The 22,764-nt window shown below is 53.8% G+C and carries 25 protein-coding genes and 1 pseudogene; 9 read left to right on the top strand and 17 right to left on the bottom strand.

Annotation, left to right across the window (positions count from 1 at the left end; all coding sequences use genetic code 11):
* Positions 1-680: 680 nt before the first annotated feature.
* Positions 681-1,055, bottom strand: coding sequence for an antiterminator Q family protein (locus tag RTK32_RS00270; protein WP_312041550.1), 375 nt, complete (start codon positions 1,053-1,055; stop codon positions 681-683).
* A 175-nt stretch (positions 1,056-1,230) separates the two neighbouring features.
* On the opposite strand from RTK32_RS00270, the gene RTK32_RS00275 reads away from it, so the two are divergent.
* Complete coding sequence (locus RTK32_RS00275; protein WP_312041551.1) at positions 1,231-1,908, top strand: S24 family peptidase; 678 nt, start codon at positions 1,231-1,233, stop codon at positions 1,906-1,908.
* 96 nt (positions 1,909-2,004) lie between these two features.
* A complete protein-coding gene (locus RTK32_RS00280; protein WP_312041552.1) occupies positions 2,005-2,262 on the top strand; it encodes a YfhL family 4Fe-4S dicluster ferredoxin in 258 nt (85 codons plus the stop codon).
* Between the two features lie 56 nt (positions 2,263-2,318).
* Here the strand turns inward: RTK32_RS00280 and acpS are convergent, their stop codons facing one another.
* From acpS to rpoE, 11 genes are all read right to left on the bottom strand, one after another.
* Positions 2,319-2,699 (bottom strand): holo-ACP synthase, encoded by a 381-nt coding sequence (acpS, locus tag RTK32_RS00285; protein ID WP_312041553.1) that lies wholly within the window; start codon positions 2,697-2,699, stop codon positions 2,319-2,321.
* Positions 2,699-3,430: a pyridoxine 5'-phosphate synthase gene (gene pdxJ, locus RTK32_RS00290; protein WP_312041554.1), complete on the bottom strand. Its 732-nt coding sequence runs from the start codon at positions 3,428-3,430 to the stop codon at positions 2,699-2,701. Before pdxJ ends, acpS begins: the two co-directional genes overlap by 1 nt.
* Positions 3,431-3,501: 71 nt before the next feature.
* Positions 3,502-4,227 carry a DNA repair protein RecO gene (gene recO, locus RTK32_RS00295; protein WP_312041555.1) on the bottom strand — a complete coding sequence of 242 codons (726 nt, stop codon included), beginning with the start codon at positions 4,225-4,227 and terminating at the stop codon, positions 3,502-3,504.
* Positions 4,228-5,136, bottom strand: a complete 909-nt coding sequence (gene era / locus RTK32_RS00300; RefSeq protein ID WP_312041556.1) for a GTPase Era — start codon at positions 5,134-5,136, stop codon at positions 4,228-4,230.
* Positions 5,133-5,813 carry a ribonuclease III gene (gene rnc, locus RTK32_RS00305; protein WP_312041557.1) on the bottom strand — a complete coding sequence of 227 codons (681 nt, stop codon included), beginning with the start codon at positions 5,811-5,813 and terminating at the stop codon, positions 5,133-5,135. Before rnc ends, era begins: the two co-directional genes overlap by 4 nt.
* A gap of 128 nt (positions 5,814-5,941) precedes the next feature.
* Positions 5,942-6,901 (bottom strand): signal peptidase I, encoded by a 960-nt coding sequence (gene lepB, locus RTK32_RS00310; RefSeq protein WP_312041558.1) that lies wholly within the window; start codon positions 6,899-6,901, stop codon positions 5,942-5,944.
* A gap of 25 nt (positions 6,902-6,926) precedes the next feature.
* The gene (gene lepA, locus RTK32_RS00315; RefSeq protein ID WP_312041559.1) at positions 6,927-8,726 is read right to left on the bottom strand and encodes a translation elongation factor 4; all 1,800 of its coding nucleotides are present in this window, start codon (positions 8,724-8,726) and stop codon (positions 6,927-6,929) included.
* A 271-nt stretch (positions 8,727-8,997) separates the two neighbouring features.
* The gene (rseC, locus tag RTK32_RS00320) at positions 8,998-9,459 is read right to left on the bottom strand and encodes a SoxR-reducing system protein RseC (RefSeq protein ID WP_312041560.1); all 462 of its coding nucleotides are present in this window, start codon (positions 9,457-9,459) and stop codon (positions 8,998-9,000) included.
* Positions 9,456-10,403, bottom strand: a complete 948-nt coding sequence (gene rseB, locus RTK32_RS00325) for a sigma-E factor regulatory protein RseB (protein WP_312041561.1) — start codon at positions 10,401-10,403, stop codon at positions 9,456-9,458. The genes rseC and rseB overlap by 4 nt, the downstream gene beginning before the upstream one ends.
* Positions 10,403-11,044 carry an anti-sigma-E factor RseA gene (gene rseA, locus RTK32_RS00330; RefSeq protein WP_312041562.1) on the bottom strand — a complete coding sequence of 214 codons (642 nt, stop codon included), beginning with the start codon at positions 11,042-11,044 and terminating at the stop codon, positions 10,403-10,405. The genes rseB and rseA overlap by 1 nt, the downstream gene beginning before the upstream one ends.
* A 30-nt stretch (positions 11,045-11,074) precedes the next feature.
* Entirely contained in the window at positions 11,075-11,650 is a 576-nt protein-coding gene (rpoE, locus tag RTK32_RS00335) for an RNA polymerase sigma factor RpoE (protein ID WP_312041563.1), read from the bottom strand.
* Between the two features lie 361 nt (positions 11,651-12,011).
* On the opposite strand from rpoE, the gene nadB reads away from it, so the two are divergent.
* Positions 12,012-13,604 carry an L-aspartate oxidase gene (gene nadB / locus RTK32_RS00340; RefSeq protein ID WP_312041564.1) on the top strand — a complete coding sequence of 531 codons (1,593 nt, stop codon included), beginning with the start codon at positions 12,012-12,014 and terminating at the stop codon, positions 13,602-13,604.
* Positions 13,605-13,607: 3 nt separating this feature from the next.
* Here the strand turns inward: nadB and trmN are convergent.
* Positions 13,608-14,342 (bottom strand): annotated as a pseudogene (gene trmN / locus RTK32_RS00345) (tRNA(1)(Val) (adenine(37)-N(6))-methyltransferase TrmN); the annotation flags it as partial.
* Between the two features lie 132 nt (positions 14,343-14,474).
* Between trmN and srmB the strand changes: the two are divergent.
* Positions 14,475-15,806: an ATP-dependent RNA helicase SrmB gene (srmB, locus tag RTK32_RS00350; protein WP_312041565.1), complete on the top strand. Its 1,332-nt coding sequence runs from the start codon at positions 14,475-14,477 to the stop codon at positions 15,804-15,806.
* 225 nt (positions 15,807-16,031) lie between these two features.
* On the opposite strand, the gene grcA is transcribed toward srmB, so the two are convergent.
* A complete protein-coding gene (gene grcA, locus RTK32_RS00355) occupies positions 16,032-16,415 on the bottom strand; it encodes an autonomous glycyl radical cofactor GrcA (RefSeq protein WP_312041566.1) in 384 nt (127 codons plus the stop codon).
* Between the two features lie 271 nt (positions 16,416-16,686).
* Here grcA and ung point away from each other — a divergent pair, with 271 nt between their 5' ends.
* Entirely contained in the window at positions 16,687-17,367 is a 681-nt protein-coding gene (ung, locus tag RTK32_RS00360; protein WP_312041567.1) for a uracil-DNA glycosylase, read from the top strand.
* 55 nt (positions 17,368-17,422) lie between these two features.
* Here the strand turns inward: ung and grpE are convergent, their stop codons facing one another.
* Positions 17,423-18,001 (bottom strand): nucleotide exchange factor GrpE, encoded by a 579-nt coding sequence (grpE, locus tag RTK32_RS00365; RefSeq protein ID WP_312041568.1) that lies wholly within the window; start codon positions 17,999-18,001, stop codon positions 17,423-17,425.
* Positions 18,002-18,125: 124 nt separating this feature from the next.
* Between grpE and nadK the strand changes: the two genes are divergently transcribed.
* From nadK to bamE, 3 genes are all read left to right on the top strand, one after another.
* The gene (nadK, locus tag RTK32_RS00370; RefSeq protein ID WP_312041569.1) at positions 18,126-19,004 is read left to right on the top strand and encodes an NAD(+) kinase; all 879 of its coding nucleotides are present in this window, start codon (positions 18,126-18,128) and stop codon (positions 19,002-19,004) included.
* A gap of 88 nt (positions 19,005-19,092) precedes the next feature.
* A complete protein-coding gene (recN, locus tag RTK32_RS00375; protein ID WP_312041570.1) occupies positions 19,093-20,754 on the top strand; it encodes a DNA repair protein RecN in 1,662 nt (553 codons plus the stop codon).
* A gap of 172 nt (positions 20,755-20,926) precedes the next feature.
* A complete protein-coding gene (bamE, locus tag RTK32_RS00380) occupies positions 20,927-21,274 on the top strand; it encodes an outer membrane protein assembly factor BamE (RefSeq protein ID WP_312041571.1) in 348 nt (115 codons plus the stop codon).
* 91 nt (positions 21,275-21,365) lie between these two features.
* Here the strand turns inward: bamE and RTK32_RS00385 are convergent, their stop codons facing one another.
* The gene (locus RTK32_RS00385) at positions 21,366-21,653 is read right to left on the bottom strand and encodes an RnfH family protein (RefSeq protein ID WP_312041572.1); all 288 of its coding nucleotides are present in this window, start codon (positions 21,651-21,653) and stop codon (positions 21,366-21,368) included.
* Positions 21,646-22,080, bottom strand: coding sequence for a type II toxin-antitoxin system RatA family toxin (locus RTK32_RS00390; protein ID WP_312041573.1), 435 nt, complete (start codon positions 22,078-22,080; stop codon positions 21,646-21,648). Before RTK32_RS00390 ends, RTK32_RS00385 begins: the two co-directional genes overlap by 8 nt.
* Positions 22,081-22,238: 158 nt before the next feature.
* Here RTK32_RS00390 and smpB point away from each other — a divergent pair, with 158 nt between their 5' ends.
* Positions 22,239-22,721 (top strand): SsrA-binding protein SmpB, encoded by a 483-nt coding sequence (smpB, locus tag RTK32_RS00395; RefSeq protein ID WP_312041574.1) that lies wholly within the window; start codon positions 22,239-22,241, stop codon positions 22,719-22,721.
* Positions 22,722-22,764: the final 43 nt, after the last annotated feature.

A 22,764-nucleotide genomic window follows, 5' to 3' on the forward strand; every position in this document is an offset into this window, starting at 1 on the left:
TTTATTTACCTTACCCCTTAAAATAATGAATCCTGTCACATTGCACTGGCAAGTTCGTTACGAAAAAGATTTTATCATTCGTCAGCCTGCAACTATTGATGCTGATATATTAAGGCAGATAATTCGTTACGAAAAGAATTTTATTTACTTACCCCCTTAATATAATGAATGCTGCCACATTACGCTGGCAAGTGCGTTACGAAAGGCGTTTTTACTTTCCGTCAGGTCTGAAAATTATTGATGCTGCGATATTACGACAATAAATTCGTTACGAAAACTTATTTATCGCTCAAGGTTTATTGATAATCAGATATAAAATCAGATAATTATTGACAAAAAAATCGCAACTTTTTATGTCTGTACTTGTTGATGCTGACATATTAACAGGGGTATTTCGTTACGAAAACCCCTTACCATTATTATATTTCTTTCAGCATAAAAAATGCACTCCCGGCAGTCATCCAGACCGCCAGCAGAGTGCATATAAAATATCTTTTCAGGTTCGTCATCGTTAAAGAACCATAGTGCTAATTTACTCGTCTAAATTCGTTACGAACAGCCCTTTTATAAATTATTCTTACCATGAGTAAAATTTAAAAAAATCAGGACAAAAATTTCCCTGACAACATCCGCCATCCTTAAAGTTCCTTTGCTTGTTTTTTATATTCGTTACGCAGGAATTATGTCCAGGCATCCATTTCCAGCTCCGCGTCGCTCATGATGATACAGGCGTCAACGAAGGTCTCAGCTATCATTAGCTGGTTTCTTATTTTTCCTTCCGAACATTTCTTTTTTCTGGCAATAGCGGATTTAGAAATATTATAGAGATAATGCAGGATAATCAGCTCGGCCTCATCCGAACGCCCAACCTTGTGCAGTTTAGCGATGGCCGCATCGACAATCAGCCCATCGCTGTCGCTACAGGAGAGTCGGCTTCTTCTCTCATCCGGCAGCAGCCCTTTAAAACCCGCCGCAACGGGCGACCAGTCAAGCTGCGTGCCCTCTGCCACCGCCCAACCGCCCCAACGCTCCAGTACTTTTTGTATATTACGCATCAAACGACCTCCTTTTCTTACCCGATTTTTATGGCCCGTCCGATCGGACAGGATGACTGTGGCGATGAACTATACTAAACTGCATTATATGATGAAGCACAATCGCCTTAACACCACCTATTCTAATGCAAAAACGCATAATTGCAACGTTAGCCGGCAATAACAGGAAGATAAAATGATCTTTGATTTGGATGTATTCAACAGTAACATCAAGCACTTGATGGAAAGGGAGGGCATCGGCAGCGTGACGGAGCTCTCTAAAAAAGTCAGGCTACAGCAGTCCACGCTGCACCGACTGTTAACGGGAGAAGTGAAGGACCCAAAGTACACCACGCTGAAGTCACTGGCGGATTATTTTCACGTCTCGCCCATCGATCTGATTGAGCGAGATCTGCAGGCGTCGGCGGCGCAACGTGCGTCAGGGATGACAGGCGAACATCATTCGCTGGTGCTGCATAAGGTACCGGTGCTGGGCAACACCCAACTTGGCCACAGCGGCTACTGGAGCGATATGCAATATCCTGTTGGCAATGGTGACGGGTTTCTACGCTGGCCTTCCTGCGATCGCGATGTCTACGCGCTGAAATGCGTGGGGGATTCGATGATGCCAAGGATCAAAGAGGGCGAGTTCGTGATCGTGGAGCCTAATCAGAACTTTCATCCGGGCGATGAAGTGCTGGTGGTCACCAGCAGTGGTGAGGTGATGGTAAAAACCTTCCTGTTTAAACGTGACGGCTTTTACCATTTACTTCCGGTCAATGAAGATCATGCGCCGATCCGCCTGCCGGTTGAAGAGGTCACGCAGATGCAGTATGTCGCGGGGATCGCAAAATCTTCGCTGTGGCACCCTTAGGCAACCACGGCTGCCTGATGTCCTGCGGGGTCATGGGAAACGGAAGTTGAGTGTGGTAAATTACGTCCCTTCTTCTTTTAAGGGTATTCGCTGAACATGGCTTTGTTGATCACTAAACGCTGTATCAATTGCGATATGTGCGAGCCCGAGTGCCCGAATCAGGCGATTTCCATGGGCGAAAGCATTTATGAGATCGATGTAAACCGCTGCACGGAGTGCGTGGGTCATTACGACACGCCAACCTGCCAGCAGGTTTGCCCTATTGATAATACAATTATCAGCGATCCGGCGTGCGTGGAAAGCCGCGACAGGCTGTGGGAAAAGTTTGTTGTCCTGCATCACGTCGCGTCCTGAAGGGATGAAAGCCCGGGGGAAAATCACGCTCGGGCTGATATTGCAGCCCGAGCGCTTTAGCTCTCAATGATCACCGTCGCGCAGGCGTAGTGCCGTTCGTCCGCCAGGGTAACGTGAACATGCGCCACGCCCAACTTATGCGCTACCTCTGCCGCCTGCTGAAAGAAACGTAGCCCGGGCTTGCCCAGCGCATCGTTATAAACTTCAAACTGATTAAAAGCCAGGCCACCGCGAATACCCGTGCCAAATGCCTTGGCCGCGGCCTCTTTAACCGCAAACCGCTTGGCAAGAAAGCGTACCGGCTGCTGATGCGCCTGATACTGCGCCCATTCGTTTTCGCTCAGCACGCGTTTTGCCAGCCTGTCGCCGGAGCGGGAAATGACCCCTTCAATACGGTCAATCTCCACAATGTCCGTGCCCAGCCCCAGAATGGCCATTAGCGACGCGCTTCCCGCATCAGCGCTTTCATCTCGCTTACCGCATCGGCCAGCCCGCTCATCACCGCACGTCCGATAATTGCGTGCCCGATATTCAGCTCATGCATCTGCGGCAGCGCGGCAATCGGCTGCACGTTATGGTAGGTCAGGCCGTGGCCCGCATTGACCTTCAGCCCTTTATCATGCGCGTAAGCCGCTGCATCTTTGATGCGCCGAAACTCCGCGTCACGGATGGCTCCCTCTTCTGCTTCGGCATAGGCACCCGTATGGATTTCAATATAGGGCGCGCCAGAAGCCATTGCGGCATCAATTTGACGATGGTCGGGATCGATAAACAGCGAAACCTGAATGCCCGCTTCTTTCAGGCGCGATACGGCAAAGGTGATTTTTTCCAGCTGTCCCGCCACGTCTAAACCGCCTTCGGTGGTCACTTCCTCGCGCTTTTCCGGTACCAGGCAGCAGAAATGGGGTTTGATCTCGCAGGCAATATCAACCATTTCGTCGGTCACGGCCATTTCGAGGTTCATGCGTGTCTGGATAGTTTGACGAAGAAGCCGGACATCGCGGTCGGTGATATGGCGACGATCTTCGCGCAAATGCACGGTGATACCGTCCGCGCCAGCCTGCTCGGAAACAAAGGCGGCCTGCACGGGATCGGGGTAATGCGTGCCGCGAGCGTTGCGCACGGTAGCAACGTGGTCGATATTAACGCCTAACAGGAGTTCAGCCATAACAAACCTCAGAATAATGTACGAGGCCTACAGTGTACGTCCGTGCCGTTCCGTGGTACAGCCAGTCGACTTTACTCTGGCGCGTCCGCACGTTTTTTCGGCACGAATTGCCGAAAAAGCTCCTGACTCTTCAGCGGTTTCCCGCCCAGGTAGGGCTTCAGCGCCATGCGTGTGAAGCGCTTAGCCGCTCTGAGCGTCTCGCTATCCGGGAAGCTACGCTCGTAAAGCGCCCGCAGCTCGCGTCCGGTAAAACTTTTATGGCTTTTAACCAGGCTGGCGATAAACCCTTTTTCTTCACGATAGATGTAGGTCATTTCATCCGTCACCTCTTCGCCGCTGCCCGCACAGTGCAGAAAATCGACGCCATAGCCCAGGTGGCCCAGCATCGCCAGCTCGAAACGGCGCAGTGCCGGTTCCGGCGAGCCAACGCCAGCCGCCAGCGCCTGAATGCAGTACAGGTAGTCGAAGAAAAGTTCGGTAAAAGCGGTTTCCTGCTCCAGCACGCGAGCGACAAGCTCGTTAACATACAGGCCGCAGTAAAGAGAAATGCCGGTCAGAGGAAGGGCCAGAGAGATAGGTTCGGCGCCGCGCAGGGTTTTCACCTCGCCGCGCCCGCCCCAGCGTACCAGCAGCGGCGTAAAGGGCTGTAACGCCCCTTTCAGGCTGGAACGCTTGCCGCGCGCGCCTTTGGCAAGGACGCGAACACGGCCATAGTTTTCCGAAAAGAGATCGAGCAGCAGGCTGGTTTCGCTGTAGGGCCGTCCATGCAGGACAAAGGCGCGTTGCCAGCCTTCCATTTATTTCAGATCGTCTACATAACCCAGACTGCGCAGCGCACGCTCGTCGTCTGCCCAGCCGGACTTGACCTTCACCCACAGCTCAAGGTGCACTTTCGCTTCGAACATTTCTTCCATGTCCTTACGCGCCTCGATGCCGATGGTTTTGATCTTCGCGCCCTTATTACCGATAACCATTTTTTTCTGGCCTTCGCGCTCAACCAAAATCAGGCCATGGATGTTATAGCCGCCGCGTTCGTTGGCAACGAACTGCTCGATTTCCACGGTCACGGAGTAAGGCAGCTCGGCACCCAGGAAACGCATCAGCTTTTCGCGGATCATTTCGGAAGCCATAAAGCGCTGAGAACGGTCGGTAATGTATTCTTCCGGGAAATGGTGCTCCGCTTCCGGCAGACGCTTACGCACGATGCTGGCGATGGTATCGACGTTTTTGCCCGTTTCCGCCGAGATCGGCACGATATCAATAAAGTTCATCTGCTGACCAAGGAACTGCATATGCGGCAGCAGAATCGTTTTATCGGTGACGTTGTCAACTTTATTGATCGCCAGCAGCACTGGCACCTTGCCGTCTTTCAGCTTGTTCAGCACCATTTCGTCGTCGTCGGTCCATTTGGTGCCTTCGACAACGAAAATCACCAGCTCAACGTCGCCGATTGAACTGCTGGCCGCACGGTTCATCAGGCGGTTGATGGCCCGCTTTTCTTCCATATGCAGACCCGGCGTATCGACGTAGATCGCCTGATACCCCTCTTCCGTATGGATACCGGTAATGCGGTGACGCGTGGTTTGCGGCTTACGTGAGGTGATGGAAATCTTCTGCCCCAGCAACTGGTTCAGCAGCGTAGATTTTCCAACGTTCGGGCGGCCTACAATAGCAATAAAGCCGCAATGGGTAATTTGTTCGCTCATTCAAGTCCCAGCTTAATCAGCGCCTGTTCGGCTGCTGCCTGCTCGGCTTTGCGACGACTGGAGCCGGTTCCCACAACCGGATCCGTCATGCCGCTAACCTGGCAGTGGATAGTAAATTCCTGGTCATGCGCTTCGCCACGCACCTGCACCACCAGATAGGAGGGCAGCGGCAGATGGCGACCCTGCAGATACTCCTGCAGACGCGTTTTTGGATCTTTTTGTTTGTCGCCCGGGCTTATCTGCTCGAGACGACTGGCGTACCAGTCAAGGATCAGCTGCTCTACGGTCTGGATATTACTGTCCAGGAACACGCCGCCAATCAGCGCTTCTACGGTATCTGCCAGAATTGACTCGCGACGATAGCCGCCGCTTTTCAGTTCGCCAGGCCCCAGACGCAGACATTCGCCTAAATCGAATTCCCGGGCCATCTCCGCCAGCGTATTGCCCCGCACCAGCGTGGCGCGCATTCGGCTCATATCACCTTCGTCCACGCGAGGAAAACGATGATAGAGCGCGTTGGCAATCACGTAACTGAGGATAGAGTCGCCCAGAAACTCCAGTCTTTCATTATGTTTACTGCTGGCGCTGCGGTGGGTCAACGCCTGCTGCAACAGTTCCTGATGGGTAAAAGTGTAGCCCAACTTCCGCTGGAGCCTGTTAATTACGATGGGATTCATGCGTTACCAATATCTTAATGCGAAAATTTTCCTGCACAGGGAACAGGGCTGGACACGCCAACACGAGACTGTTTCGTGTGCAGTGGCTTCCCGCAGGAAGCCACCCTTTTGCAGCGGCGCTTGCGCCGTCAGTGAATACCGCCAATACGGCTAAGGCGAACGCCGGTCGGCCATTGCCCTTCCTGCTTTTCAAAGCTCATCCAGATAGCCGTGGCTTTGCCAACCAGATTCCTTTCCGGTACAAAACCCCAGTAACGGCTGTCGGCACTGTTATCGCGGTTGTCGCCCATCATGAAATACATGCCGGCGGGAACAACCCACGTAGACTGCGGCTGGCCCGGCTGCTGATAGTAAGAGCTTGCCTGACTTTGCGCCTGGGTCACCAACAGAATACGGTGCGTGACGTCACCCAGCGTTTCGTTACGCGTGGCAAGACGCAGGCCGCCGCGGATCGTTTCTCCCTGCGGTTTCTGCCAGAAACCGTTGCCGGTTTCGTTGCCGTCAAAGCCGCTGAAGGTTTGGATAAAATCGCTCGGCTCCACGTCAGAATAGGTAATCGGCAGCGCCGTATCGCAGGCTTTTTCCGGCGCACAGGCTGGATTTACCGTCACGGTTTTGCTCTGCGGATCGTAGCTGACGCGGTCGCCAGGCAGCCCTACTACGCGTTTAATATAATCCATGCTCGGATCTTTCGGATATTTGAACACCGCGATATCGCCGCGTTTTGGATGTCCGGTTGGGATCAGCGTGGTCTGCGTAATCGGATCTTTAATCCCATAGGCGAATTTCTCTACCAGGATAAAGTCGCCAATCAGCAGCGTCGGCATCATTGAGCCTGACGGGATCTGGAAAGGCTCATAGATAAAAGAGCGCACCACAAATACCAGCAACAGCACCGGAAAAACGGACGCAGCCGTTTCTATCCAGCCTGGCTGTGCGGTTTTTTTCTCGCCCACATTGTCTGCTGAAGCCTCCGCAAGTGCCTGGTTGGCCCTGCGGGCCGGTGCCCACTTGAATCTGTCCACGCACCAGATAATACCGGTTACGAGCGTTGCTATCGCCAGTATCAGGGCGAACATATTAGCCATTCCAGTTCCCTCGTCGTTTTAGGCTTTACTTACTCTCTTTACCCACATGCAGAATGGCCAGGAAGGCTTCCTGAGGCAGTTCGACATTGCCGACCTGCTTCATACGCTTCTTACCGTCTTTCTGTTTCTGCAGCAGCTTTTTCTTACGGCTAACGTCGCCGCCGTAGCATTTCGCCAGCACGTTTTTACGCAGCTGCTTAACGGTGGAACGGGCAATAATGTGGTTGCCGATGGCTGCCTGAATCGCGATATCAAACTGCTGGCGGGGGATCAGATCTTTCATCTTTTCCACCAGCTCGCGACCACGGTACGGCGCATTATCGTTGTGGGTAATCAGCGCCAGCGCATCAACGCGCTCAGAGTTGATCAACACATCAACACGCACCATGTTGGAAGCCTGGAAACGTTTGAAATTGTAATCCAGTGACGCATAGCCGCGAGACGTGGATTTCAGACGGTCGAAGAAGTCGAGCACCACTTCCGCCATCGGGATGTCATAGGTCAGCGCAACCTGGTTACCGTGGTAAACCATGTTAGTCTGCACGCCACGCTTTTCGATACACAGTGTGATAACGTTGCCCAGGTATTCCTGCGGCAGCAGCATATGACACTCCGCGACCGGCTCGCGCAGCTCTTCAATATTGTTCAGCGGTGGCAGTTTGCCCGGGCTGTCCACATAGACAGTTTCGCCTGAAGTCGTCAGGACTTCATACACTACTGTTGGTGCGGTAGTAATCAGTTCAAGGTCGTATTCACGCTCCAGACGCTCCTGAATGATCTCCATATGCAGCAGACCCAGGAAGCCACAGCGGAAACCGAAGCCCAGCGCGGTAGAGCTTTCCGGCTCGTAGAACAGCGAGGCGTCGTTAAGGCTGAGCTTGCCCAGCGCGTCGCGGAAAGCTTCGTAGTCGTCAGAGCTGATCGGGAACAGACCCGCATACACCTGCGGCTTCACTTTCTTAAAGCCAGGCAGCGCTTTTTCTGCCGGATGGCGAGCCAGAGTCAGCGTATCCCCCACCGGCGCGCCCAGGATGTCCTTGATGGCGCAAACCAGCCAGCCTACTTCACCGCAGTGCAGCACGTCGCGATCGACACGCTTCGGGGTAAAAATCCCCAGACGGTCGGCGTTATAGACCTGGCCGGTACTCATTACCTTGATTTTTTCGCCCTTGCGCAGCGTGCCGTTTTTAATACGCACCAGCGAGACTACGCCAAGATAGTTATCGAACCAGGAGTCAATAATCAGCGCCTGCAGCGGTCCTTCCGGATCGCCTTCCGGCGGCGGGATATCGCGTACCAGACGTTCCAGCACGTCAGGCACGCCGACGCCGGTCTTGGCCGAACAGCGCACGGCGTCGGTCGCGTCGATGCCGACGATATCCTCGATCTCCTGCGAGACGCGATCGGGATCGGCGGCTGGCAGGTCAATCTTGTTCAGTACCGGTACCACTTCCAGATCCATTTCCATCGCGGTGTAGCAGTTGGCCAGCGTCTGCGCCTCCACACCCTGACCGGCGTCTACCACCAGCAGCGCACCTTCACAGGCCGCCAGCGAGCGGGAAACTTCATAGGAGAAGTCAACGTGACCCGGCGTGTCGATAAAATTGAGCTGGTAAGTTTCACCGTCAGGCGCATGATAATCGAGCGTCACGCTCTGTGCCTTGATGGTAATGCCGCGCTCGCGTTCCAGATCCATAGAATCCAGTACCTGAGCCGCCATTTCGCGTTCGGTGAGGCCACCGCAAATCTGAATCAAACGGTCAGAGAGCGTTGATTTGCCGTGGTCGATATGAGCGATGACAGAAAAGTTTCTTATATGCTTCATTTATATGAATTTTTTCGCTTAAACGTTCGGTTTAGTTCTTGCGGTGGACAGAGCCGTAAACACAGACTGCAATGTACCCGCCATCAATGAGCACGCATCTTACACTGTTAGCCCCCGCCACGAAAGAATTCACATGCATAGCAGATGATTTCCCTGCAGGCCGCGCGTTTACTGTCATCATCATGACCGCAGCGCGCAGCAAGAAACGCTTGTGGGAAACGTTTTGACGTCCGGGAGGAGGAATCCGACCGTGTGTCGGATCGCAGAGAAGTTACTCGGTTTCAACACGTAGCGCATCCGGCGGAAGAGCCACGCTCAAAATCACCGGATGAAAAGAAGCGGATTTACCCAAATAGCCGGAAATGCCTTTAGCGACGATAAACCCCCCGATCCCGCCCAGCAGCGCGCCTGCCGCAGCGGCCAGATCGCTGTGGAAAAACGTCTGGAACAGGCCGGCCACGATAAACAGGCCCAGCAGCGGCGTCATATAGACCAGCAGCGCCGAGCTGAGCAGGCTTTTCTCTTCGATGCCCAGCTCAATACGCTGCCCGGGCACAAGCGGTTCGGCGCTGGCGATTTTCATCACGTGCGCATTTTTCGGCCCCAGCTTGTTCAGCATATGGCTGCCGCAGCCTTTTCGGGCAGAGCAGCTGCTACAGGACGTTTTCAGTTCGGAGTGCAGCGTTGCCACTCCGTTGTGCCAGGAGACCACGGTAGCCCATTCTTTCATCATTTTGCGTTACCTATGCTGTCAGCGATACGCTTGGCGGTGGAAGGCGGAAGCTCACCCACTACCGTAATTTCTTTATTATTGCGTATTACCGTGTGCACCGTACGACGCCCCGTGCGCAATTGCTGCGGAGTGCTGTTTTTGTCCGCCGCGCTGACGTTGATTGAAAGGCTGAACAATCCGTCTGAATAGAGACGCGACTCAACCGGCTTGTTCAGCGAGGGGATTTGCCTGCGGCTCTGGGTGACTTCTTTCATGCCTGCCGGTAACCATGCAGGCTGCCAGGAAAAGGTCGCTTTATCCGCAGCCGGAACCGAAAGCGACGGCGGCAGGCTGGCTTTCTCCAGTCCCTGCATCATTTTTCTGACCCCGTCGTCCACGGCAAAGCTGACCACACGGTATTGTTCCAGCGTATCGCCGTCCCGATCCAGCAGATCGACCCTTAACGGCAACCGGGTATCACTGTCCAGCCAGACGATGTAGCTATAACGGGTGCCATCACGCGCTACGATACGGATCACTTCACACAGCTGATCGGCAATGCGCGTTCGCCCTACGGGGACAAAATCGTAATATTCAGAGAGCTTCTGAAAGTCAGCAAAAACCAGCGACGGCAGCGAATCCACAATATGTTTGCCGGGCAGCGTAAAAGGCTCCAGACCCGGCTCAAAATAGCTGATCTCGTTGCCTCGCTGGATGATCTCACGACGTGGCCCATCCATCTGCAGCAGCTGCGCATACGTTTTACTGTCCAGCACGGCATGGCGGAAACGCAGCGACTCAATGCCAAGTCGCGAGACGTTGATATAGGCAAGTTCGTAGTTGAGGGACTGGCTGGCCTGCTCCATCTGTTGCAACAGCGCCCCGGACGTGGTTTGTGCCGGAGCGAGGGAGGAATAAAACAGGCTGCCAGCCATAAGGCTGACGGCACACCAAAGCTGCTTCATTACTGCTGCTGAATTCCTAACGACTGGTTACCCGGAACCTGAACAGCAGCCTGCTGCGCAGGGGTCTGTTCAAACTGCAGGCTGTCTGAATGCAGGCGGCGCTGCAGTTCATAATCCTGCAGCATCGCGTTAACGCGACGACGCTGATCCTGAACCTGCTGCGGCGCATTGCTGCTGGTTTCTGACGGCACGCCCAGACTGACCGGCGACGCCTGTCCCATCATCGGCAGCGTATTGAAGGCTGGCGAATCTGACTGCGGCTGCCCTTCAGCAGGCTGGTTGTAATGCTGTACGCCAACGATAACCGCTAACGACACGCAGGCTGCTACACCCATTTGCGTGAGCTGCGAGGCCCAGGGACGCACTTTGTGCCAGAACGGCAGTTTGTCATAATTCTGCGGCTCAGGCTGCGCCTCCGGAATGACGCGCTGCACCGGTAGCGGTTCGTTTGCGATTGCCGCCGCGACTTTCGCTGCGATATCAAAATGCATGACCGGCGCAAGGTCACCACGCAGGGTATCGCGGATAAGATGATGGCTTTCCCACTGTTTTTGCAGCACAGCGTCTTTAGATAATGCGCGTAACACGTCATTATCCAGCGTTTCACCATCCATTAAAGCGGAAAGTTTTTCTTTCTGCATGCCTCAGTACCCTTCCTGTGTCCGCTATTGCTAGCGTTGGATAAGTGGTTGAATTTTAGCATCAATGGCTTCGCGCGCACGGAATATACGGGAGCGAACCGTTCCCACCGGACACGCCATGATGGCGGCTATCTCTTCATAGCTCAGTCCATCCAGCTCCCGAAGCGTGATCGCCATACGGAGATCTTCGGGCAGCGTCTCAATGGTGCGAAAAACCATCTGTCTTAACTCTTCCGACAACATTAAGTTCTCAGGGTTCGATATTTCTTTTAACGCGCCCGCACTTTCAAAGTTTTCCGCGTCGATAGCATCGACATCGCTGGCAGGCGGTCTGCGTCCCTGAGCAACCAGGTAATTTTTGGCCGTATTGACCGCTATTCGATAGAGCCAGGTATAAAAAGCACTATCCCCGCGAAACGATTCCAACGCGCGATAGGCTTTAATAAATGATTCCTGCACTACGTCAGGCACATCTCCAGAGGGGACATAACGGGAAACCAGGCTCGCCACTTTATGCTGATAGCGAACTACCAGTAAGTTGAATGACCGCTGATCTCCTTTCTGCACTCGCTCTACGAGAGCCTGATCCGTTAACTGCTCGCTCATCCGAGGTAATGTCTCCCCAAATCTTTTTCCACGCGTATTTGAACTACCCGTAACTCATAATTTTCGAGCAAGCATCCGCTTAGAGTAATGGTCATGAGTAAAGTTCCGTTGCGCCGTTATATTTGTGGTGTCATATGCGTCATCGCCGCAGAGTACTCTAAGAAAGCCGCTTTTTCACCTTTAAATCTTGCAGGTTCACCATAATAAACCGGCCTGCCTTGATGTACAGGTAGAACACCCTTTTTCGGGCCAGTCTGAACGATTTGAAGCGCTATTTTTTGCCTGTTGTCGAAAAAAACCTGTTTTGCTCACGGAAACGGCGTTATGCTCAGCAAACAACCTGTTTAGTAAATTAAACACTATGACTCTGGCATCCGATTACAGTTGTGACGTGTTAATCATCGGCAGTGGTGCGGCGGGCCTGTCGCTGGCGCTGCGCCTGGCTGACCACCAGCGGGTAACCGTCCTGAGCAAAGGCCCGATAAATGAAGGCTCCACGCTTTATGCGCAAGGCGGTATTGCCGCCGTTTTCGATGAAACCGACAGTATCGCCTCGCATGTGGAAGATACGCTGATTGCGGGTGACGGCCTCTGCGATCGGGAGGCGGTTTCCTTTATCGCCAGCAATGCCCGCCACTGCGTACAATGGCTGATCGATAACGGCATGATGTTTGATAAAGCGGCCCCGGACGGCGGTTACCACCTTACGCGTGAAGGCGGCCACAGCCATCGCCGTATTCTGCACAGTGCCGATGCGACCGGTCGGGCAGTAGAAACCACGCTGGTCAGCCAGGCGCTCAGCCATCCCGGCATCACCATTCTTGAGCGCAGCAATGCGGTCGACTTGATTGTTTCAGATAAAATCGGCCTGCCTGGCGAACGCCGCGTGGTAGGGGCGTGGATTTGGAACCGCAAACGCGAAAAAGTAGAAACCTGCCGCGCCCGTGCCGTGGTCCTGGCGACGGGCGGTGCCGCCAAAGTTTATCAATATACGACTAACCCTGATGTCGCTTCTGGCGATGGTATTGCCATGGCCTGGCGAGCAGGCTGTCGCGTGGCTAACCTGGAATTTAACCAGTTTCACCCTACCTGCCTCTACCATCCGGAAGCGAGAAACTTTTTGCTCACCGAAGCGCTACGGGGCGAAGGTGCGCTACTGAAGCGCCCTGACGGCACGCGCTTCATGCCCGATTTTGACGAGCGAGCCGAACTGGCCCCCAGAGATATCGTTGCCCGCGCTATCGATCATGAAATGAAGCGGCTGGGTGCGGACTGCATGTATCTGGATATCAGCCATAAATCCCCGGCGTTTATCAGGGCGCACTTTCCAACTATTAATGAAAAGCTGAAAACGCTGGGCCTGGATCTGACGAAGGAGCCGATTCCCATTGTCCCGGCCGCACACTATACCTGCGGCGGCGTGATGGTGGATCACTACGGCCGCACCGATCTTAACGGACTGTATGCCATAGGCGAAGTCAGCTATACCGGCCTGCACGGGGCCAACCGCCTTGCCTCTAACTCCCTGCTGGAGTGCCTAGTTTACGGTTGGTCAGCGGCAGAGAATATCGTTAGCTGGCTTCAGGACGTCGGACCGGTAGAAAGCCTGCCTGCGTGGGACGAAAGTCGCGTCGACGATTCGGACGAGCAGGTCATTTTGCAACATAACTGGCACGAGCTGCGGCTTTTTATGTGGGATTACATGGGGATAGTGCGTACAACCCGGCGGCTGGAGCGGGCGCTGCGCCGCATCAATCTGCTCCAGCAGGAAATTGACGACTATTATGCCAACTTCCGTATTTCCAATAACCTTCTGGAACTGCGTAATCTGGTGCAGGTGGCCGAACTGATGGTGCGCTGCGCGATGGCAAGAAAAGAGAGTCGCGGCCTGCATTACACGCTGGATTATCCCCTGCAGCTGGAGGAAGCCAGACCCACCATCCTGACGCCTTGATGAACGGAACAGATAAAAGTCGCGGGTCAGGCTGCAGTGCGCTTCTGAATAACGCTGATCTGGCCCGCGTATTGTCATTCTGTCCTGAAACAGCTCGCCCGATTCAGGCGACAGTGCCAACAGCACGCGGTTAGGCGGCCGGTTATCATTGTCAGCAATATCGGTACGGAACCGCAGATGCCATCCTCGCTGTTGCGCCAGCTCTACCAGCTTGTCGCCTGCCGCTGTCGGCAGCACCACGCAAAAGAAGCCGTCTTCGGTGATCAGCGCTTCGGCACAGGCCAGCAGGACATCATGCGTCAGATCGGTGGTAGACCGTGCCGAAGCGCGTTCCGGTGTGGCGCATTCGCTGCCCGGGACAAAATAGGGCGGATTGCTGACAATCAGGGAATAGCGGCGCTCACACTGATTTGTCCAGTGGCGGATATCCCCCTGATGAACGCAAATACGACTGACCCAGGGTGAGGCCATCGCGTTTTCCTGCGCCTGGACGGCAGCCTGCTCATCCAGCTCAACCGCTTCAACGGTGACGTTTTCACCGGTACGCTGCGCCAGCATCAGGGCAATCAGACCGCTGCCCGTGCCAATATCCAGCACGGCGGTCGCGCCTGCCACTGGCGCCCATGCGCCCAGCAGCACGCCGTCGGTGCCGACTTTCATAGCGCAGCGATCGTGCGCGATAAAAAATTGTTTAAAGGTAAAGCCGTTAGGGCGTAATACCGCTTTTTGTTGAGACATTTAAGCGACCTGAAAGAGAAACGGCGCTAGCATAGGACAATTAAGATGCAAGGAAAAGTCATTCATTCCACACAAAGAGATGAAGATCGCGCGCAATCTGTCTATAATCAGCGCCCCAAACTGAGGTAGACCATGACTGTAACCACTTTTTCCGAACTCGAACTTGATGAAAGCCTGCTGGAAGCCCTGCAGGAAAAGGGCTTCACGCGCCCCACGGCAATCCAGGCCGCTGCGATCCCGCCTGCACTGGAGGGTCGCGACGTTCTGGGTTCGGCACCAACAGGTACAGGCAAAACCGCGGCTTACCTGCTGCCCGCGCTCCAGCATCTGCTGGATTTCCCGCGCAAAAAATCCGGCCCGCCGCGAATTTTGATCCTGACGCCAACTCGTGAACTGGCGATGCAGGTAGCCGATCAGGCTCGCGAGCTGGCGAAACACACCCATCTGGATATCGCGACCATCACCGGCGGCGTGGCTTATATGAACCATGCAGAAGTGTTCAGCGAGAACCAGGACGTGGTGGTCGCCACCACCGGTCGTCTGCTGCAATACATCAAAGAAGAAAATTTTGACTGCCGCGCCGTTGAAACGCTGATCCTTGATGAAGCCGACCGCATGCTGGATATGGGCTTCGCGCCAGATATCGAAACTATCGCTGCCGAAACTCGCTGGCGTAAGCAAACGCTGCTGTTTTCCGCCACGCTGGAAGGCGACGCGATCAAAGATTTCTCCGAGCGTCTGCTCAACGAGCCAGTCGAAATTGAAGCTGATCCTGCCCGTCGTGAACGCAAGAAGATCCTGCAGTGGTATTACCGTGCCGATGACGTTAAGCATAAAACCGCCCTGCTGCTGCACCTGCTGAAACAGCCGGAAGTCACCCGTTCGGTGATTTTTGTGCGCAAACGTGAGCGTGTGCACGAGCTGTGCGGCTGGCTGCGTGACGCCGGTATTAACTCCAGCTATCTGGAAGGCGAGCTGGAACAGTTCAAGCGTAATGAAGCGATCAAGCGTGTCGTTGATGGCCGCGTTAACGTGCTGGTGGCTACCGACGTTGCAGCACGTGGCATCGACATCGACGATGTAAGTCACGTGTTTAACTTTGACCTGCCGCGCACGGCGGATACCTATCTGCACCGTATCGGTCGTACCGGCCGCGCGGGCAAAAAAGGCACCGCGATTTCCTTGGTGGAAGCCCATGACTTCCTGCTGCTGGGTAAAATCAGCCGCTACGTCAATGAACCGCTGAAAGCGCGTACCATTGATGAGCTGCGTCCAACCACGCGTGCACCAAGTGAAAAGCTGAACGGCAAGCCATCGAAGAAAGTGCTGGCGAAGCGCAAAGAGCAGAAAGAAAAGAAAGAGAGCGAAGAGAAGCCGCGCGTGAAAAAACGCCATCGCGATGCCAAAAACGTTGGCAAGCGTCGTAAGCCAAGCTCGGCGCCAAAAACTGACAGCGCTGAATAAATACGCTGCCCAACAAAAAACCGCCCTCGACAGGGCGGTTTTTTTATCTTTATCGGTTTGCTTTTAAAGCGTTAGCCCGATTTTTTATCTGAAACGTATTTTTCCGGCTACGTTGGTGCGAAAAATATTCCTTACTCGTTAATTAAATCTTATTTTTCAAAAAAGTAGAACAAATCTTCCCTGATGTTATTTTCCGCACCTGCCCAACCTTCTTCAGGCGAATTTTTACAAACTGGCCGTAAAAGTACGCGTAATCACATCACGTTGCTGTTCAGGCGTTAACGAGTTAAAACGCACCGCATAACCTGACACGCGGATGGTCAGCTGCGGATATTTTTCCGGATGTTTAACCGCATCTTCCAGCGTTTCCCGGCGCAGCACGTTAACGTTCAGGTGCTGGCCCCCTTCCACGCGGACTTCCGGCTGTACATCCAGCGGCACGTCGCGGTATTCAAATTGGCCCAAATCGCTTACCGGCACAATTTGATCTTCTTTATAGCTGGCTTTAGCGCACACGCAGCGAGCCTCTTTTTTTTCATTATCCAGCAGCCAAAAAGAATTAATTAACGCAGGATTGGTTGCTTTGGTGATTTGAATTCCGGAAATCATTGTTGCCTCCCAGGCGGTTGGTGGCTGACGAGGTATCAGCAGATAAAATTGATCTGTATCCGATCTATATAACAGCCTGGAAAGTAAACAGCCTTGACCAAAATCAAAAAGTGAGCGCCCTCAAATCAGCCCGTGTAATCATCTTTATGATTTCCCTCAACTTTGGCGCCTGCTTTTTCCTGATTTATTTGTTCTTTTAAACTTTATTTTAAGTTTGTGCGGCGGTCGATCCGCGCTAAGCTACCCTTTGATTACCCTAAAGGAGGCGGACATGGTCAACACGCTGACCTGGCACGATGTGCTGGCAGAGGAAAAAGAGAAACCTTATTTCATCGAAACGTTGTCGATGGTGGCTAAAGAACGTGCGGCCGGGAAAACCGTTTATCCCCCGCAAAAGGATGTGTTCAATGCTTTTCGCCTGACGGAGTTGGGCGATGTCAAAGTGGTGATCCTCGGCCAGGATCCGTATCACGGCCCTAATCAGGCTCACGGGCTGGCTTTCTCGGTTCTGCCTGGTGTGGCCGTCCCGCCCTCGCTGGTGAACATGTACAAGGAACTGGTGACCGATATTCCGGGATTCCAGCGTCCCAATCATGGTTTTCTGGAGAGCTGGGCGCGTCAGGGCGTGCTGCTGTTGAATACCGTTTTAACTGTAGAGGCGGGGAAGGCGCATTCTCACGCGCGTTTTGGCTGGGAAACCTTTACCGATCGCGTCATCGCCGTCATTAATGAGCATCGTGAAAACGTGGTGTTTTTGCTGTGGGGATCGCACGCACAGAAGAAAGGCAGCATTATCGATCGCCAACGCCATCACGTTCTGCAGGCGCCCCATCCTTCCCCACTTTCAGCGCATCGTGGTTTTTTCGGCTGCGGTCACTTTTCTAAAACCAATGAATGGCTGGAGCAGCATGGCGAGCACCCCATAGACTGGACACCAGTCCTGCCGGCATAGTTTCTGACAGCAGGCATAAAAAAGCACCCGAAGGTGCTTTTTTTTGTTACGGCTGTCAGCCTTTAGCTTTAGCTACCGCAACCATCGCCGGACGCAACAGGCGACCATTCAGCGTGTAACCACGCTGCATTACCATCAGCACGTGATTTGGCGCCACGTCTTCGGATTCCATCATGGACATCGCCTGATGGATTTCCGGGTTAAACGGCACGTTGACGTCGCCAACCACTTCCACGCCGAACTTACGTACGGCGCCAAGCAGGGATTTCAGGGTCAGATCGATGCCCTCGATCATCGCGGTCAGCTCGCTGTTTTCTTTATCAGCAACTTCCAGCGCGCGCTCCAGGCTGTCAATGACCGGCAGCAGCTCGTTGGCAAATTTTTCCAACGCAAATTTATGCGCCTTTTCCACATCCAGTTCGGTGCGGCGACGAATATTTTCAATTTCGGCCTGCGCACGCAGCTGCGCTTCACGCACTCCACCCTGCGCCTGAGTCAGTTGGGCTTCCAGTTCGGCAATGCGTTCATCACGTGGATCCACCCCTTCTGCTGTCTCCGCGTCCTGGGTTGCCTGTTCCATCTCAATTTCGTCTGAGACTTGCTCGTTTGGTGTGTTCTGTTCTTTACTACTCATGAATTTCTCCGCGTTTGTGCACATTCATCTCGCTGGTTCGCTTATTATGGGGATCAGAATTGCGGTTTCAAGGGAACCCGTGACATTGTCTGAGGGAGTTTACCTCATGAGGAACGCCAGCATCATGAACAACCATTTTAACTGCATCGGTATTGTGGGCCATCCGCGCCACCCTACCGCGCTGACCACCCACGAAATGCTGTATCGTTGGCTCACGACGAAAGGCTATCAGGTGATCATTGAAGAGCAGATAGCCCGCGAACTGAATCTGACCGATGTGGAAACCGGCTCGCTGTCAGATATCGGACAAAAGGCCGATCTCGCGGTAGTGGTAGGCGGTGATGGCAATATGCTGGGCGCGGCACGCGTGCTGGCCCGTTACGATATCAAAGTCATTGGCATTAACCGTGGCAACCTGGGGTTCCTGACCGATCTCGATCCTGATAACGCGCAGCAGCAGTTAGCCGACGTATTGGAAGGCAAATACATTACGGAAAGCCGTTTTCTGCTGGAGGCGCGTGTTTGCCGCCAGGGCCGTGAGCCACGCGTTGGTACGGCGATCAATGAGGTGGTGCTGCACCCTGGCAAGGTAGCGCATATGATTGAGTTTGAAGTCTATATTGATGAGACCTTTGCCTTTTCACAGCGTTCTGACGGGCTGATAATCTCTACGCCAACCGGATCAACGGCCTATTCGCTTTCCGCTGGCGGCCCTATCCTGACGCCCTCACTGGATGCCATTGCTATTGTGCCGATGTTCCCCCATACGCTTTCAGCCAGGCCGCTGGTGATTAACAGCAACAGCACTATCCGCCTGCGTTTTTCCCATATGCGGAGCGACCTGGAAGTCAGCTGCGACAGCCAGATCGCGCTGCCGATTCAGGAAGGCGAAGATGTACTGATCCGCCGTAATGACGATCACCTGAACCTGATACATCCACAAAACTATAGCTACTTCAACACGTTAAGCTCAAAACTTGGCTGGTCGAAAAAATTGTTTTAAAATCCGTTGCCAGCTACTTTACTGGTTATGGAACCAGTATATACTGTATGAAAAACCATATCTGTGTTTTCATACAGGAACGCTTTCTATGCTGGCACAACTGACCATCAGTAACTTTGCGATTGTTCGTGAACTTGAGATCGATTTTCAGCGTGGCATGACCGCCATCACCGGCGAAACCGGTGCCGGTAAATCTATTGCTATTGATGCGCTCGGCCTCTGTCTGGGCGGTCGCGCTGAAGCTGATATGGTGCGTCAGGGCGCAAATCGCGCCGATCTTTGTGCCCGCTTCTCTCTGAAAGATACCCCTTCCGCCCTGGCCTGGCTGGTGGAAAATCAGCTGGACGAAGGCAGTGAATGCCTGCTGCGCCGCGTCATCAGCAGCGACGGCCGCTCTCGAGGTTTTATTAACGGCACCTCTGTCCCGCTTTCTCAACTGCGCGATCTCGGCCAGCTGCTGATTCAGATTCATGGTCAACATGCGCATCAGCTGCTGCTTAAGTCGGAGCACCAGAAAACGTTGCTTGATGGCTATGCGGGCGAAAATGACCTGATGCAGGAAATGGCGCAAAGTTATCGGCAGTGGAATCAGAGCTGTCGCGTGCTGGCGCAGCATCAGCAGCTGTCGCAGGAGCGTGAGGCGCGCCGTGAGCTGTTACAGTATCAGCTGAAAGAACTGAACGAGTTTGCGCCCGTCGCCGGTGAGTATGAAGCTATCGACGAAGAGTACAAGCGCCTGGCGAACAGCGGTCAGCTGCTGTCAACCAGCCAGCAGGCGTTGATGCTGTTAGCCGATGGCGAACACGCCACCTTACAGAACCAGCTCTATACCGCGCAGCAGCTGTTAGGTGAGCTGGTGGCAATGGATGAGAAACTCAACGGTGTTTGCGTCATGCTGGATGAAGCCGCTATCCAGATCAGTGAAGCCAGCGACGAGCTGCGTCACTATTGTGAGCGCCTGGATCTGGACCCTAATCGCCTTTACGAGCTGGAGCAGCGTTTATCGCGCTATATTTCTCTGTCGCGTAAACACCGCATTGCTGCAGACGAGCTGGCTGGCTACCACCAACAGCTGCTGGAAGAGCAGTCACAGCTGGATCAGCAAGACAGCAACCAGGAAGAGCTGGCGCTCGCCGTGGCGAAGCATCATGCCACCGCCGTGACCTGCGCCGAGCGCCTGCATCAGCGCCGTATGCACTATGCCCAGGAGCTGAGCCAGCTGATTGGCGAAAGCATGCACGCGCTGTCGATGCCGCATGGCCGCCTGGCTATAGAAGTCCAGTTCAATCCCGATCATCTGACCGCTGAAGGCGCAGACCGTATCGAGTTCCGCGTGACGACTAACCCCGGCCAGCCGCTGCAGCCGCTTTCTAAAGTCGCCTCTGGCGGCGAGCTTTCCCGTATTGCGCTGGCGATTCAGGTGATTACCGCGCGTAAGATGGATACACCAGCCCTGATTTTCGATGAGGTGGATGTGGGGATCAGCGGTCCAACCGCTGCGGTGGTAGGCAAGATGCTGCGCCAGCTGGGTGAATCCACTCAGGTGATGTGCGTAACCCACCTTCCGCAGGTAGCGGGTTGTGGTAACCACCATTTCTTTGTCAGCAAGGAAACGGATGGCGAAATGACGGAAACGCACATGCAGCCGCTGGACAAGCGCGCGCGTCTGCAGGAACTGGCGCGCCTGCTGGGCGGCAGCGAGGTAACGCGTAATACCCTGGCGAACGCAAAAGAGCTTTTAGCGGCCTGAAACGGCACTTTTTTGGCATCAAGAGGTCATAACCTTGCTCCGCAGAGGTTTCCAACTGCGAAAAGGTTTATTATCATCGGCTCCTGACGCTGTGATCGACGCGATAAACCGATACAGAATATAAAATAGCCTGATGCCCAAGGTGTTGGCCCGAAAAGGAATAAAGATACTTATGCGCTGTAAAACGCTGACTGCTGCGGCGGTGGTTCTGCTGATGACGACCGCCGGATGTTCCACTCTGGAGCGAGTGGTTTACCGGCCGGACATCAATCAGGGCAACTACCTGGTTGCGAATGACGTCTCTAAAATCCATACCGGCATGACCCAACAGCAGGTGGCTTACACCTTGGGCACGCCAATGATGCACGATCCTTTTGGCAGCAACGTCTGGTATTACGTTTTCCGTCAGGAACCGGGCCATCAGCCCGTGACGCAGCAGACGCTGACGCTGACCTTTGACGGCAAAGGCGTGTTGACCCATATCGACAACAAACCCCAGCTGTCTTCTGACAAGCGCTAAGGCAGAGACGGACAACGTCCCCGGCCGGGCCGAAGTTTTGTAGAGCGGAATGGCAACGGGAAGAGAAACAGATAAGGCGCCTGAGAGCGCCTTATTTTTTTGCGGCCCGCTCTGCGCGCTGGCGGCGCAGCTCTTTAGGATCGGCCAACAGTGGACGATAGATTTCAATCCTGTCGCCGCTGTTTACTTCATCACTCAGCTTCACCGGGCGGCTGAAAATGCCCACTTTATTGCTGGCAAGATCGATATCGCTGCGCAGCTCCAGCAGGCCGGAAGCTTTAATCGCCTGTTCGACAGTGGCGCCTTCTTCTACGTTAACCGTATAAAGATACTGTTTCTCCGGAAGCGCATAAACCACTTCTACCGCGATATCAGGCACTGTAAACCTCTTTTGCACGCTTGGTGAAAGCCTGCACCATACTGCTGGCCAGCTCTTTAAAGATGCGGCCAAACGCCATCTCTACCAGCATGTTGGTGAATTCGAACTCAAGGTTCAACTCTACCTTACAGGCATCTTCACTCAGTTCGGTGAACTGCCAGCCGCCTGTTAATTTGCGGAAAGGCCCGTCAACCAGCTGCATCTGGATGCTCTTGTTGTTGCTCAGCGTATTGCGCGTGACGAAGGTTTTACTGATCCCGGCTTTGGAAACATCTACCGACGCCGTCATCTGCTGTTCACTGGAATCCAGCACGCGACTGCCGGTACACCCTGGAAGAAACTCCGGATAGGCATCCACATCGTTTACCAACCGGAACATTTGCTCAGCACTGTAGGGCACCAGCGCAGAACGACTAATCTGGGACATAACATTTCCTGTTAATCTTAAACTTTACAATAATAACATCGACGGCCTGTAAACAAAAATTCTCAGCCGCCAGCGTTCTGCTAAAATAGCGCTTTTCCCCGCGCTTGTTGTTACAGGGGATGCCATCATTCACCGCTTCATGTACACTAAGTTGCACTATGACAAAGAAAAAAGCACATAAACCCGGTTCTGCCACCATTGCCATGAACAAGCGGGCGCGCCACGAATACTTCATTGAAGAAGATTTCGAAGCGGGTCTGTCGCTCCAGGGATGGGAGGTCAAATCTCTTCGTGCAGGTAAGGCCAACATCAGCGAAAGCTACATTATGCTGCGCGATGGTGAGGCTTTCCTGTTTGGCGCAACATTTCAGGCGCTGACCGGCGCATCCTCTCACGTGGTGTGCGATCCTACACGTACCCGCAAGCTGCTGTTAAAGGAGCGAGAGCTGGAGACGCTGTTTGGCAAAGCCAATCGTGACGGTTACACCATTGTGCCGCTGTCGCTGTACTGGAAAAATGCCTGGGCCAAGCTGAAAATCGGCGTGGCACGCGGTAAGAAAGAGCACGACAAGCGCGATGACATCAAAGATCGCGAATGGAAATTAGACAAAGCACGTATAATGAAGCACGCTAATCGCTAAGTTACTGGCATTGCGTCAGGTTTTTGTTATACTGCTAAACAGT

The sequence above is a fragment of the Erwinia sp. genome (assembly GCF_031978025.1).
In the GTDB taxonomy this organism is placed as follows: Bacteria; Pseudomonadota; Gammaproteobacteria; order Enterobacterales; family Enterobacteriaceae; genus Erwinia.